Source organism: Arthrobacter sp. NyZ413, assembly GCF_049390645.1.
GTDB lineage: Bacteria > Actinomycetota > Actinomycetes > Actinomycetales > Micrococcaceae > Arthrobacter.
In genome coordinates this window covers 3,133,916-3,146,767 of the sequence record NZ_CP155434.1, presented here as the reverse complement: position 1 = coordinate 3,146,767, position 12,852 = coordinate 3,133,916, and the positions used below count along the sequence as shown (strand labels likewise).

At 62.0% G+C, this 12,852-nt stretch carries 10 protein-coding genes; 3 read left to right on the top strand and 7 right to left on the bottom strand.

All coding sequences use genetic code 11. The annotated features are described in order from the left end of the window. The first annotated feature begins 15 nt into the window (after positions 1-15). Positions 16-837, top strand: coding sequence for a general stress protein (locus ABCW42_RS14620; protein WP_423181897.1), 822 nt, complete (start codon positions 16-18; stop codon positions 835-837). A 260-nt stretch (positions 838-1,097) separates the two neighbouring features. On the opposite strand, the gene ABCW42_RS14615 is transcribed toward ABCW42_RS14620, so the two are convergent. Genes ABCW42_RS14615 through ABCW42_RS14605 form a run of 3 tightly spaced genes read right to left on the bottom strand, consistent with a single transcriptional unit; the run spans position 1,098 to position 5,159 of the window. Further along, a complete protein-coding gene (locus ABCW42_RS14615; protein ID WP_423181896.1) occupies positions 1,098-3,584 on the bottom strand; it encodes an FtsX-like permease family protein in 2,487 nt (828 codons plus the stop codon). Next, on the bottom strand, positions 3,535-4,323 hold the full coding sequence (locus ABCW42_RS14610; protein ID WP_423181895.1) for an ABC transporter ATP-binding protein: 789 nt from the start codon (positions 4,321-4,323) through the stop codon (positions 3,535-3,537). Before ABCW42_RS14610 ends, ABCW42_RS14615 begins: the two co-directional genes overlap by 50 nt. Next, complete coding sequence (locus tag ABCW42_RS14605; RefSeq protein ID WP_423181894.1) at positions 4,320-5,159, bottom strand: lysophospholipid acyltransferase family protein; 840 nt, start codon at positions 5,157-5,159, stop codon at positions 4,320-4,322. The genes ABCW42_RS14610 and ABCW42_RS14605 overlap by 4 nt, the downstream gene beginning before the upstream one ends. 561 nt (positions 5,160-5,720) lie before the next feature. Between ABCW42_RS14605 and ABCW42_RS14600 the strand changes: the two genes are divergently transcribed. Continuing rightward, entirely contained in the window at positions 5,721-5,924 is a 204-nt protein-coding gene (locus ABCW42_RS14600) for a hypothetical protein (protein ID WP_423181893.1), read from the top strand. 31 nt (positions 5,925-5,955) lie between these two features. Here ABCW42_RS14600 and ABCW42_RS14595 read toward each other — a convergent pair whose 3' ends face one another. After that, the gene (locus ABCW42_RS14595; RefSeq protein ID WP_423181892.1) at positions 5,956-7,539 is read right to left on the bottom strand and encodes an aminopeptidase P family protein; all 1,584 of its coding nucleotides are present in this window, start codon (positions 7,537-7,539) and stop codon (positions 5,956-5,958) included. An 80-nt stretch (positions 7,540-7,619) separates the two neighbouring features. On the opposite strand from ABCW42_RS14595, the gene ABCW42_RS14590 reads away from it, so the two are divergent. Further along, entirely contained in the window at positions 7,620-8,465 is an 846-nt protein-coding gene (locus ABCW42_RS14590; protein ID WP_423181891.1) for a PHP domain-containing protein, read from the top strand. Between the two features lie 33 nt (positions 8,466-8,498). On the opposite strand, the gene ABCW42_RS14585 is transcribed toward ABCW42_RS14590, so the two are convergent. From ABCW42_RS14585 to ABCW42_RS14575, 3 genes are all read right to left on the bottom strand, one after another. Continuing rightward, positions 8,499-9,362 carry a DNA-methyltransferase gene (locus tag ABCW42_RS14585; RefSeq protein WP_423181890.1) on the bottom strand — a complete coding sequence of 288 codons (864 nt, stop codon included), beginning with the start codon at positions 9,360-9,362 and terminating at the stop codon, positions 8,499-8,501. Positions 9,363-9,370: 8 nt separating this feature from the next. Then, positions 9,371-11,062 carry a DEAD/DEAH box helicase gene (locus ABCW42_RS14580; RefSeq protein ID WP_423181889.1) on the bottom strand — a complete coding sequence of 564 codons (1,692 nt, stop codon included), beginning with the start codon at positions 11,060-11,062 and terminating at the stop codon, positions 9,371-9,373. A 258-nt stretch (positions 11,063-11,320) separates the two neighbouring features. Further along, complete coding sequence (locus tag ABCW42_RS14575; protein ID WP_423181888.1) at positions 11,321-12,844, bottom strand: RNB domain-containing ribonuclease; 1,524 nt, start codon at positions 12,842-12,844, stop codon at positions 11,321-11,323. Between the last annotated feature and the right edge of the window lie 8 nt (positions 12,845-12,852).

Below are 12,852 nucleotides of genomic sequence, written 5' to 3'. Positions count from 1 at the left end.
GGACAGAATGGGGCTATGGCGAACATTTTCGGTGCCCCCAAGGCCACGGAGGAGTCCCGCAGCGTCCCGAAGGGAGACACTGTTGGTTCCTACACCTCCTATCTTGATGCCCAAAAGGCGGTGGACTACCTAGCTGACCAGCAGTTCCCGGTGCAGCATGTTTCCATCGTGGGCAACGACCTCAAGATGGTGGAGCGGGTCACTGGACGGCTCAGCTACCCGCGGGTTGCGCTGTCCGGGGCGTTGAGTGGTATGTGGTTCGGCTTGTTCGTCGGCGTCATGCTTTCGTTCTTCACCCCGGCCGGTGGCCCGTTCTCGATCTTCACATCGGTCCTGATGGGTGCGGCGTTCTTCATGCTCTTCGGGATCGTTACCTATGCGGCGCAACGCGGTAAGCGCGACTTCACGTCAACGAGCCAGGTAGTGGCCACCAACTACGACGTCATCGTCGCCGTCGAAGCCTCGCAGGAAGCCCGCCGCCTGCTCCACCAACTGCCGATGAACCCTTCTGAGGCTTCCTTCGGCCGGCCGCCGCACTCATACACACCACAGGACTACCGGAACCATCCCACCCAGTCCGGTGGATCACACGGTTCCGCCCCGGAACGTCCTGCGTCCTGGCAGGATCCATACGGCCAGCGCGGTCCGGAAAACCAGCAGGCTGGCACGGCGGAGCCCGGCCAGGAAGGTGCGGAGACTCCGGCGCCGGCTGCACGGCCTACTAGCAGCGTGAGGTACCCGGATCTCCCGGACGGGCGGCCGCAATACGGCATCCGCGTGAACGGTTCAGGAAACGGCGAGGAAAACAACGACGGCGGCAACGCGGCAAAGCAGTAGGGGCGCCGGGCGCTAAGGTACGTTTTCGCAGGGAAGGCGACGCATCAAGGGAAAAGGTTGAGGCGAACTCGTGAAAAAGTCTCGCCTGTCTTTCAAATCGGTAGGTTCCCGGATGTTCTGTCTGTGGGTGACGATCGAGGAGGCGCTGGTTCCGCATGACTGTCAGGACGTCTTTCAACGACTGGCGGGTGAACCCGGGGATTCCCTGTCACGCAGCCTCAAGGGCATTTTGTCCAAAGTAATTCCTAACTATTTGTGTGCTATTCGGTCCGTAGCGCGGCTGCCGGCTCGACCCGCGAGCTGCGGATGGCGGGACCCAGTGACGCGAGGCACAGGGATGCCAGGGTGACCGCAAGGATTCCAATGCAAGCGGATATGCCAAACGATGGTTGCAGCGTCGCTCCAAGGGTTTCGGCGACGATTTGGGTGAGGATCCAGCCCGACAACTGACCGATGAGCAGGCCACTCAATGAAGCTGCGGTCCCCGTCAAAATTGCTTCGTAGACAACGAGCTTTGTGATGCTTCCACGGGTTGCACCAATCGCTCGGAGCATTCCGAATTCTTTCTCCCGCCTCACGACGGCCACCGAAAACAGGCCCGCTGAACCGATTGCGCCGAGACCGAGTGCAATCACCACTACCCCGAACGCTGCCCCGGCATAAGAACCAAGTTCAGACTCCGAGCGTTGTCGCATTTTTTCCGCGGTTATCACGGTGGTCCCCGGGATGTCCGCCGTTACAGCGGAGATCGCGTCACGGAGGCTTGCAATGTTAACACCTGGCTTTGCTTCAATGTTCCAGCCATTGAATCCGATCAATCCGAGCGCAGAGGCAGTGTCACGATCAACAACTACCTGCGTCCCCGTGGCGAGAGACGCAAACGTCGCGACCACTCGGAGGGTAACTGCCTTCCCGGCCCGGCTCAGTTGCACGCGATCGCCGACTGAAATCTCCCGGCTGGCTGCAAGGGCCTCAGGAAAAATGATTGATCCACCATCTTTGAGGGCAGTTGGTGAGGAAACGTCGTTGCCTTGACGCCAAGGGAGTTGGGCCGTGTCAAAATAGCTGGTTGGATCGACGGCGAGGATTCCGACCTGACCTGTTTTTCCGGCGAAATCGATGGCCCCATAATCCCAGACCGTCTCCGAAATCTTCTGAATGCCGGGGACCGAGGATAGCTTTTCGTCCAACTTTCCGGTCATTGCGGTTGCCGAGGATATCTGGATATCTGCGCCAAATTGGCGATCGATCTGCTCGACCATGGCGCTCCGCACCGAACTGACCCCAATGACAAGCGCGGTTCCAAGACACACAACCATCGCGGTGACGGTGACGGTCGAGTCCAACGAGGCATGCCGCCTCAGTCGACTGGCCGCGGCCTTTCCCGTCCATTCCGGATGAAATTTCAGCCGTACCAAGACCACGAGCACCTGGGGAGCGAGAAGTCCGGCTGCTCCCAGCGAAACGACCACACCAGCCCACTTGGCTGCTGCAGCATCCAGCAAGTAGCTGGCAGCGCCGAACGCCAGCAAAAGGAAACCGAGGATGGAACGGAGAGTTTGCCGTGTCCGACGTTCGGCGTGTTCTGGCGAAATGGCCGCCATAGGGACGTGGCGGAGCACTTTCAGGATGGATGCGGATGCTCCGGTCATGCTTGCCAACACACCGCTCGAAACTGCGATCGCAATCTGCCATGGCTCGGTTGCGATTGTTCCGCCCGGAAGATTGCCAACTGACGAAAGCACGTGGTTGAGGAGCAAGCTGACCCCAAACCCGGCTCCAAGACCCACTACTGAGCATGCCAGCGCGAGGATGAGTGATTCGAAAAGGACGGACGTTGCAAGCCACCGACCTTGCGCACCAACGGTTCTCAAAATGCCGTAGGCCGGTTGGCGGGCGGCGACCACCATGCGAAAGGCCGTCGCCGACAGCAGTATTGCTATGCCGAGAACCGTCCCGGACGCCACCATCAAAATAATGGACACCACAGTGAGGAGCGGTCCAAAGGTGGAGCTGAGCACGGAGGTGTCCTGCACCTTTAGGACGCGTGGCAAGCTTCCTACGTTGTCGGCTTGCCAGTCTGCTGCTGAATGCCCTGGATGCAAACGAATGTCGACCCTGGATATTTGGCCCGGCAGGGAGAATACTCTCTGGACGTACTGCAAATCGACAAATATGTTGTCGTAGGCAAGTGGGCCGAGGCGTCGTCCGTCAAAAATACCCACCACCTGTAACTTTGTTGCACCTTCGCTTGACGAAGCTGTGAGAAAGTCATCAATTTTGACGCCAAGGCGAGTGGCTACGTCTTCCGGGACCAACGCCTCCGGCTTGTCCGCGGCGGGAGCCCTTCCCCGGACATCCAAGCCCATCATTAATCCCACGTTGAGCGAGGTCGGGTACCCCGTCAAAGTGAGCGGTTGCTCTGATCCAGCCGGTGTCGAAGACCTGAGGCTTGTGTTGCGGGCGAGGGTTGGGATGGTGGTTTCAACATTCGCCAACTTGGCTATTTGTTCCACGGTGCTTTCGGGCACCGTGGTACCTGGAATTGCTGGAACCACGGCGACATCCGCAATCCCGTTCAGCGAACCGACGCCGCGTGTGAGTTGATCGTTGAAGGCTTTCGAGGTCAGCAGCGTTCCAAAAACCAATGCCACACCAAGTGCCAGGGCAATCCCCGCTATCCCATAGCGTGGAAAGTCAAAGCGAAACTGCCGTAAACCACGAGCGAATGCGCTCATCATGGACATGGCCTCCCCTCTGACCATTGAATTGTTGAGCCGCAGTATTCACGAACTGGTCGACGACGATTCCATCGCTTATTGCTATGATCCTGTCCGCATAGCTTGCGGCCTGCAGGTCGTGGGTGACCATAAGGCCACCTGTCCGCTGACCGTCATCGATAGCCTGGCGGATCAGCTTGAGGACGATTTCCCGGTTTCCGGAGTCAAGGCTTCCGGTCGGCTCGTCGGCGAGGATGACACTCGGATTTCCGAAGATCGCCCGCCCAACGCCTACCCGTTGCCTCTGGCCTCCCGACAACTGGTCAGGGAACTTGTCCGCATATTCATGAAGTCCCAAATGATGGAGCAGAACCAGGGCTTCGGCTTTCCAATCGACAGTTCTGTGGTTCGAAACAATCGAGGTTAATCCGATGTTCTCCACCACTGTCATGCTTGGGACAAGATGAATGGCCTGGAAAACGAAACCAATGTGTTCGCGCCTAAACAGCGTCCGTTCCTTCTCGGTCATATCGGAGATCCGTCGACCGGCCACGTCGACGCTTCCAGTCGTCGGTGAGTCGATTCCCCCGGCAATTTGGAGCAGAGTGGATTTACCTGATCCCGAAGGACCAATGATTGCGACGAGTTCCCCCGGAAGGACGTCCAGGTCAACGCGGCTGAGCGCGATCTTTGTGTTCCCGGCCCCGTCGTTGTAGTTGCGGCAGGCTTCTCTGATGGAGAGTAGCGGTTGGCAATTTGTCTTCATGCAGCTTTACCTATTTTCGGGAGCATCCGATCGAATTCGAACCACATTTCCCATTCACCGATTTCGCCGGTGAGGAGTTCTGACTCTATGACCTTCCAGAGGTCCAGCAACGAATTGAGGAGCGCGTTCTCAGACGTCGGTGGAACTATCGCAGGATGGAATGTGAGTTGGAAGCGACCTCCGCCCACGGCTTTGAGGACCACCGGAACCATGGAAGCACGCGACATATGGCTTAGGATGACGGGGCCCGTCGGAACCATGATTGTCGTCCCAAGGAATGGAACCCGCACATGGTGTTCGTCCACGCCGCGGGGATCGAGTTCCGGGAACATGGAGAAGATCCTGCCTTCTCGCAGTGCGGACAGTCCTGCACGCAAGGCGGACCTGCTTCCAAGCTGAATTCCGCGGAAGTCCAAGTCGGGGAAGGACACAGCCTGAATCTCGTCGAAATTCATCCGGTTATACAGAGTTGTAGTCGGCATCTCATGGGCGAGCATGGGAATTGCAGCGTACGAGGGACCCAGATGAAGCGGGAGCGCAATGACGCCACGTCCCGTACCCGCTGCTTCATGAAGGTGGTGCCGCCCGACGACTTCGACAACATCACGGAAGAGGGTCTCTTTGTCCCTCATCCAAAGATTGAGGAAAGTCGACTCAAACTGTAGTTTTGGGCCGTATTCGGCAAATCGTGTTGCGTGGGTGGATTTGTCGTGGGCGGCAAGGCCAGGGACGGCATTCATGAATCCGAGGGCACGCGTCCTCAACGAATCAAAATTGTCGTCGCCTGTTTGGTGTGCCCGGTAGAGCGGCTGATCGAAGGCTTCGAGCTCTTTCATGATGCTCCACGCGACCCCTGGACCTGCGGCGTGGATGGCCTCGTAGAGACTCTTGTGTTGTGGGAACTCGAATACATTAAAGAGTGGTAAGCGCACGGTTTCCCCATATTCCCGTATCGGTAATTGCTGTGATGGTGGATTGTTGGCGACGGGAGCGGAAGATCCCGCCGCCAACAGGGTTTACGGGATCAGGTGCACAGGCACCCGCCGCTGCAGGCCAAAGTTGCTCCTGCCTCAAGTTCGGTTTCTGTAGTCAGTTCCATCCGGTTTCACCTCCTTCGTCGTAGGGCATCAAGTGCCGCTTTCATTTCCAGGCGGTCAGCCACCGTACGTGGAGGGAATCTCCTCGGTGCCGCCTACGACGAAAGTACGACCCCGATGGGTGGCTCATGGAGGAATTAGGTGCCCGGAGCGGCAATCTAGGTGCAAAATCGATGAATCTAGGTGGTCGCAACTTGCCGTCTAGGTGCAAAACGCGGTTTACACCTAGATGGGCTTCCGGGAAAAGAACGACGTCACACTGCCATTGAGATCATTTCCAAAAAGGGCAGCGCTGTCCTCATGTCCCTGGCGGACTATGAGGCCATGGAAGTAGAGGCGTACCGGCTGGGTACGCCGGCGAACGCAGCTCACCTGCTCGAGAGCATCGCCCAGCACCGAACCGGGGCGGTTGGTTACCGTCGCCGGCCGTCACTATTACTAGTGGTCAACCCACAAGTTGAAGTTACGCAAAAGGGAAGGCCACGGGATCATCAAACGTCATGATCCCGTGGCCTTCCCTTTTAAGGGGTGGCGCCTACCCTTCGGCTTCCTCGTAGATGCCGGCCATCCAGTTCTCGACGTCGTCCGCCTTACGGGGTAGTGCCGCGCTGAGGTTGACGGGGCCGTTGGCCGTCATCAGGATGTCGTCCTCGATGCGGACGCCGATTCCCCGGTACTCCTCCGGAATCGCGAGGTCCTCGTTCTTGAAGTAGAGGCCGGGTTCGATGGTGAACACCATGCCCTCGGTCAGGACGCCGTCGAGGTAGAGGTCGCGCTTCGCTTGGGCACAGTCGTGGACGTCCAGGCCAAGGTGGTGGCTGGTGCCGTGCGGCATCCAACGGCGGTGCTGCTGGCCGTCGGGGCTGATGGCTTCGTCCACGGACACCGGGAGGAGACCCCACTCCGCAAGGCGTTCGGCAAGCACGGTGGTAGCGGCAGTGTGGATGTCGCGGAACTTCACGCCGGGTTGGGCAGCGGCAAATCCGGCGTCGGCGGCGTCCAGGACGGCCTCGTAGACCTTGCGCTGGATATCCGTGAACTTTCCGTTGGCCGGGATGGTCCGGGTGACGTCAGCCGTGTAGAGGGAATCGGCCTCGACTCCGGCGTCCAGGAGCAGGAGTTCACCGGCATTGACCTTGCCCGTGTTCCGGGTCCAGTGCAGCACCGTTGCGTTGTTTCCCGAGGCGGCAATGGTGTCGTAGCCGAGCTCATTTCCTTCTTCGCGTGCGCGCGCGAAAAACGCGCCTTCGATGACGCGTTCGCCGCGGTGGTGGGTCATGGCGCGGGGGAGGGCCCGGACGACGTCTGCGAAGCCCTCGACCGTGGCGGCCACGGCGGTCTTCATTTGCTCGATTTCCCATGCATCCTTGAGGAGGCGCAACTCGGCGAGCGCTTCGCTGAGCAACTCGTCCAAAGCGTCGAGTTCGCTGAGGTCCAGGTTTTCCGGATCCTTGGCGGTGTTGTACCGGGCGGTGTCCACGAGGGCATCGATGTTGTCGTCCACTTTGCGAACCAACCGGATGGCGACGCCGCCGATTTCCGGGGCTCCGACGTTCTTGGTGACCGCGATTTCAAGCTCATCGATGTGGGCGGTCTTGATGCCGAGCCTGGCTTCGAACTCGGCGAGCGTCGGGCGCGCTCCGATCCAGAATTCGCCCGAACGGGAGTCGGCGTAGAACTGCTCCGTGTCCCTGCCGGCCAGCGGACGGAAGTAGAGCGTCGCGAGGTGGTTGCCGCCGTCGTCGCCGGTTCCTTCCTCTACGGGTTCCAGGACGAGCACGGCGTCGGGCTCGTGGTCCAGGCCCAGGCCGGTGAGGTGGGCGAAAGCGGAATGGGGACGGAAGCGGTAGTCGCAATCGTTCGAACGGACCTTGAGAGGACCTGCCGGGATGACCAGGCGGACTGCGGGGAATTTCTCTGAGATGACCCTGCGACGGGTGGCCGCATGGTCCGCAACGGCGTCCCGTGCAGGGGTTTCCTGCGGGGCGGGAGCCCAGTTGCTGGCCATGAACGCCTTGAAGGCGTCCGACGTGGGCCGCTGGGAGCGGTTGTTGACGCGCTCCTCCAACGGCTGGGAGGCTGTGTTTTCACCGTTTTGGGTGTTATGTGCATCATTCACCGTCCCATCGTCCCATCAAGGCCGACGCTAGGCCAACGGCGCACCGGCGCAAGCTGGCCCCGATCAAATACGCTTGATGGGTGAAGATCGACCTGCACGCGCACTCCAATGTTTCCGACGGCACCGAGCCTCCCGCTGGAGTGATCGCCTCGGCGTCTTCAGCAGGCCTGGACGCCGTGGCGTTGACCGACCACGACTCCACTCTTGGGTGGGACGAGGCATCAGTCGCGGCGCGTGAATATGGCCTGGCGTTCGTGCCGGGCATGGAGATCTCGTGCCGCACCCAGGAGGGAATCAGCGTCCACCTCCTGAGCTACCTCCACGATCCCGCGCACCCCGGCTTGCTTGACGAAATCACCAAGGCGAAGGATGCGCGGCTCACGCGCGCGAAGCGGATGGTCACGTTGTTGGCGGAGGACTATCCGTTGACTTGGGACGATGTCATCCACCATGTGGCGCCCGGCGCGACGGTGGGGCGGCCGCACATCGCCGACGCGCTAGTGGCTGCCGGGGCGGTGGCGGACCGGTCGGAGGCGTTCGCGGCGATCCTGACCTCCCATTCGCGGTACTTCGTGCAGCACTACGCTCCGGACCCTGCCATCGCCGTCGAACTTGTACGGTCGGCGGGCGGCGTAGCGGTCTTCGCCCATCCGGTCGCTTCGGCTCGCGGCCGCGTGGTGGGCGAGCGCACCTACCGGGAAATGATTGACGCGGGCTTGCAGGGACTCGAGGTCGATCACCGCGACAATCCGGAGGAAGGCCGGGCGTTCCTGCGACGCCTCGCCGCGGAGCAGGGCCTGTTCATCACGGGTTCTTCGGACTACCACGGGACCGGGAAGCCCAACCTGCTAGGGGAGAACCTGACGTCTCCGGATGTCCTTGCGTTGATCGAGGAACTCGGAACCGGGAGCAAGGTCGTCCGTTGATTTCCCGCGCCGGACGCGGGAAGTGACCGCGCCCTAGGCGGAGTGGAAGACGGCTTTTCCTTCCAAACGCTTGCGCATCACTTCGATGGCGGGGGCGTTCTGGTCCACGCACACGAACTTGCGGTCCAGTTTCGCCGCTACCGAGCCCAGCGTGCCCGAGCCGGCGAAGAAGTCCAGGCACCAATCGCCGGGCCTGCTTGAGGCCGTGACGATCCGGCGGACGAGGCCTTCCGGCTTTTGCGTCGGATAGCCGGTCTTCTCCTTGCCGGTAGGCGAGACGATCGTATGCCACCACACGTCAGTGGGGAGCTTTCCCAGTTCGCGCTTGGCCGGCGTGACGAGGCCTGGCGCCATGTATGGTTCCCGGTCCACTTCGGCGTTGTCGAAGTGGTATTTGCCCGGATTCTTGACGTACACGAGGATGTTGTCGTGCTTGGTGGGCCAGCGGTTCCTGGCCCGGGCGCCGTAGTCGTAGGCCCAGATGATCTCGTTCAGGAAGCACTCGCGCCCGAAGATCGAGTCCAGCATCACCTTGGCGTAGTGCACTTCCCGGTAGTCGAGGTGCAGGTACAGGGTTCCGTCGTCGGCGAGGAGCCGCCAGGCCTCAAGGAGGCGCGGTTCGAGGAACGACCAGTAGTCGCTGAAGGCGTCGTCGTAGCTGTGCAGGGCGCCCTTGATGGTGTCGTAGGAGCGCCCCTTGAACCCGACGCGGTCGCCGTCGCCTTCGGCGTTGCGGACCATGCGCGTCTCTTGGCGCCGCTGGACGCGCCCCGTGTTGAATGGCGGGTCCACATAGATCAGTGTGAAGGCGCCGTCCGGCAGCGTAGGGAGGAATACCGCGTTGTCCGCGTGAACCACCAGGTTGCTGCCGTCCGGCGCCCAAACAATGTCAGTCATTGAGGCCGTTAAGCCTCGGTGCTCTCGCCGGACGTGGCCGGGGAGGAAACCACTTCGCCGTTGCGCCGGCGGGTGCGCGAGCGGCGGGCGCGGGCCGGCTTCTCGGTGCCTTCGCCGGACTGGGCGTCCGCTGTCTGGGCCGAACCTTCTGCTGCGGCTGCTTCGCCATTGGACGTACGACGGCGGCGCGTGCGGGTGCGTCCGCCCTCGCCCGTGCTTTCCTGCGAGGAAGCGTCTCCGGACTTGGCTGCCCGGCGTCCGCCGCGGCCGCCGTCGCGCCCTGAACGTCCGCCGGCCGAGCCGCCGCGCGAACGGGAAGTCTTCTTGCCGGTCTCGCCCAGGTCTTCGAGGACTTCAGCGTCGACTCCGGCAAGGGTGCGCTGGTTCCGCGGCAAGCGGCCCTTGGTGCCTTCCGGAATGTCGAGGTCGCTGAAAAGGTGCGGGGAGGAGGAGTAGGTTTCCACGGGTTCCGGCGTGTCCAGGCCGAGGGCTTTGTTGATCAGGGCCCAGCGGGGGACTTCGTCCCAGTCCACAAACGTGACGGCGGTTCCCTTGTTGCCGGCACGGCCGGTGCGGCCAACGCGGTGCAGGTAAATCTTCTCGTCTTCGACGCACTGGTAATTGATGACGTGCGTGACGTCGTCGACGTCGATGCCGCGGGCGGCGACGTCCGTTGCCACAAGGACGTCCACTTTGTTGTTCCGGAAGGCACGCAGGGCCTGCTCGCGGGCACCCTGGCCGAGATCGCCGTGGATGGCCGCAGCCGCGAAGCCGCGGTCGACCAGTTCCTCGGCGACTTTGGCCGCGGTGCGCTTGGTCTTCGTGAAGATGATGGTCCGGCCACGGCCGCGGGCCTGCAGGATCCGGGACACGACCTCGGTCTTGTCCATGCTGTGGGCGCGGTAGATCAACTGGCGGATGTCCCGCTTGGTCAGGCCTTCGTCGTTCGGATCCGCGGCCCGGATGTGTGTTGGCTGCGTCATGTAGCGGCGGGCCATCGCGATGACCGGACCGGGCATCGTCGCGGAGAAGAGGAGGGTCTGCCGGACCGCGGGGGTGGCGGCAATGAGAGTCTCTACGTCGGGGAGGAACCCGAGGTCGAGCATCTCGTCGGCTTCGTCGAGGATGACCATCCGGACGTTCTTCAGGCTCAGGTGGCGCTGCTTGTAGAGGTCGATCAGGCGGCCCGGAGTGCCCACCACAATCTCCACGCCCTTCTGCAAGGCTTCGATCTGGGGTTCGTAGGCGCGGCCGCCGTAGATCGTTGCGATCCGGGCATTGCGCTTCCTGGAAGCGGTCTGGAGGTCGTTGGCCACCTGCACGGCGAGTTCGCGCGTGGGGACGATCACCAAGGCCTGCGGCGCGCCCGGGACCGCCAGTTTATCGTGGCCCGGATCGTCCCGTCCCACGATTCGCTGGAGGGCCGGGATGCCGAACCCAAGGGTCTTTCCGGTGCCGGTCTTGGCTTGGCCGATGATGTCGTGACCACCGAGGGCTACCGGAAGGGTCATGGCCTGGATGGGGAACGGGTGGGTGATCCCTGCGTCGGCGAGGGATTCGACGATGTCCGCGCGGACGTTGTAGTCGGCGAAGGACTTTTCGGCGATCTCGTGGGGCGTCTCGTCCGAAGAGATGGTTTCTTCGGGCTCAATTGTTTCTGTTCCGTCTGTCAGGACTTCATGGGTGTGCAATTCACTCACGGTGGAGTTTCCTTATTCATTTAGGCCGCGCTGCGTGCTCAACGGTGGTGGCAATGCCGTTCCGGAGCACGGATGGCGCGCGGGCAAATCCAGTGGAAGCCGATCGCGGGCTATCTAAATACTGGCACTGGGGACCAGCTGGTGTATCTCAAGATCGCGTAGGGGCGGGCTTGTTGATGTCAAGAATTTAACTGAATCAACGACCGGGCATCCATTACTACCCCCACAGTCTAGCGTGAGGACGCGGGAAAACCCGGATCAGGGCTCCTGAACGCCCAAGGCATCGGCCTGGGAAAGCAGTTCGAACGTGATTTGGCGAGTGGCGATGTTGGCTTCAAGGAGCTTCACCCGGACCTTCGTCCCGGACTCGAGCTCTCCTTCGCAGCGTGCGGTGACCGCGGGCTCTGCGATCTGGACGGTGCCGTAGGGGTGGCCGTTGCCGTTACCGTTGGCGCCGTTCCCATTGCCATTGCCGTTTCCGTTGTTCTTCGAGGGCTTTGACCCGGCGATAACCACTGCGTCGAATTCCTGGCCGACATGGTTCACCAAGAGGGCAGCTTCCACGGTGTCAAGCGCGAGCCGCTCCATCCGGGCCGCAAGCTGGTCGGAAGACGCCATGATCTCCGGCAGGCTCGGCAGGGCGTCGCGCGCCCACGCAGGGATCGCCGTCCCGGCACTGAGCGCCTCGCAAATTACCAGGACGAAACGATCGATCAGGCGGCGCAGCGGAGCCGTCGTGTGGGCGTACGGTGCGCCGATCGCGGATTGCATGACGCTCTCCGGTACCTCGCCGTCAAAGGGCGTGTAGCCCGCGCCGCGGAAAAGCATCCCGGCCGAGTGGAGGATCGCCAGTTGCCTTGGATCCTTGGCGTCCAAGGTCCGCAAGTATTCGCCGTAACTGATCCCGTCATCCCACGGTTTGCCGAGCGCACCCGTCTGGCGCTTGAAATGGAGCAAGGACCGCTCATCCGGTGCCGGCATCGTGCGGAGGATTCCCACCTTGCCGTCGAGCATCAGCCGGGCCGCCGCCATCCCGGTCATGAGGGAAATCTGCGCGTTCCAGTCCTCCACCGGCAGCGACGGAGCGGCAACGATCCGGTAGCCACCGCCGTCGGGCAGTTGCACGATCTCCTGCTCCGGCATGTTCAGGCTTGCCCCGCCGCGAAGCCTCTCGAGTTCCACCCGCTTGAGCCCCACCTCCTTGAGGAGCTGAAGGACCGGATCGGCCGTTCCGGAATCGATCTCCGCCTGGACACCCTTGTAATTGAGTTTGGCGCGGCTCCGGACGCTCGCACGCCGGACGGAGACAGCACGGAACTCGGCGTCGGCGTCGAGGTCGAAATCCCAGACGAACGCGCTGCACGTTTGCCCGGCCAGCAGGCTCCCGGCGCGTTCGCTGATGATTTCCGGGTGCAGCGGGATCCGGCCGTCCGGAGCGTAGTAGGTCTGCCCCCGGTGGCGGGTCTCGGCGTCGAGCGCGCCACCGGGAAGCACGAACGATGGAACGTCGGAGATCGCGTAAAGAACCCGGTAACCGTTCCCCTCGCGTTCGATGAAGAGGGCCTGGTCGAGATCCGTGGACGAAGCGGGGTCGATCGTGATGAAAGGAACGTCCGTCAGGTCGACGGCGGGCAGGGTGTGGCGGGACACTGCGGTTTCGGCGTCGCGCAGTGCATCAGCGGGGTAGCCGGAAGGCAGCTCAAGTTCCGTTCGAAGGGACGCAAGCGCTTCCGCCAGCGTGTTCGCGGCTTCACTGACGTTCGGGGCTAGCTGATGTGACACGAAAGTCA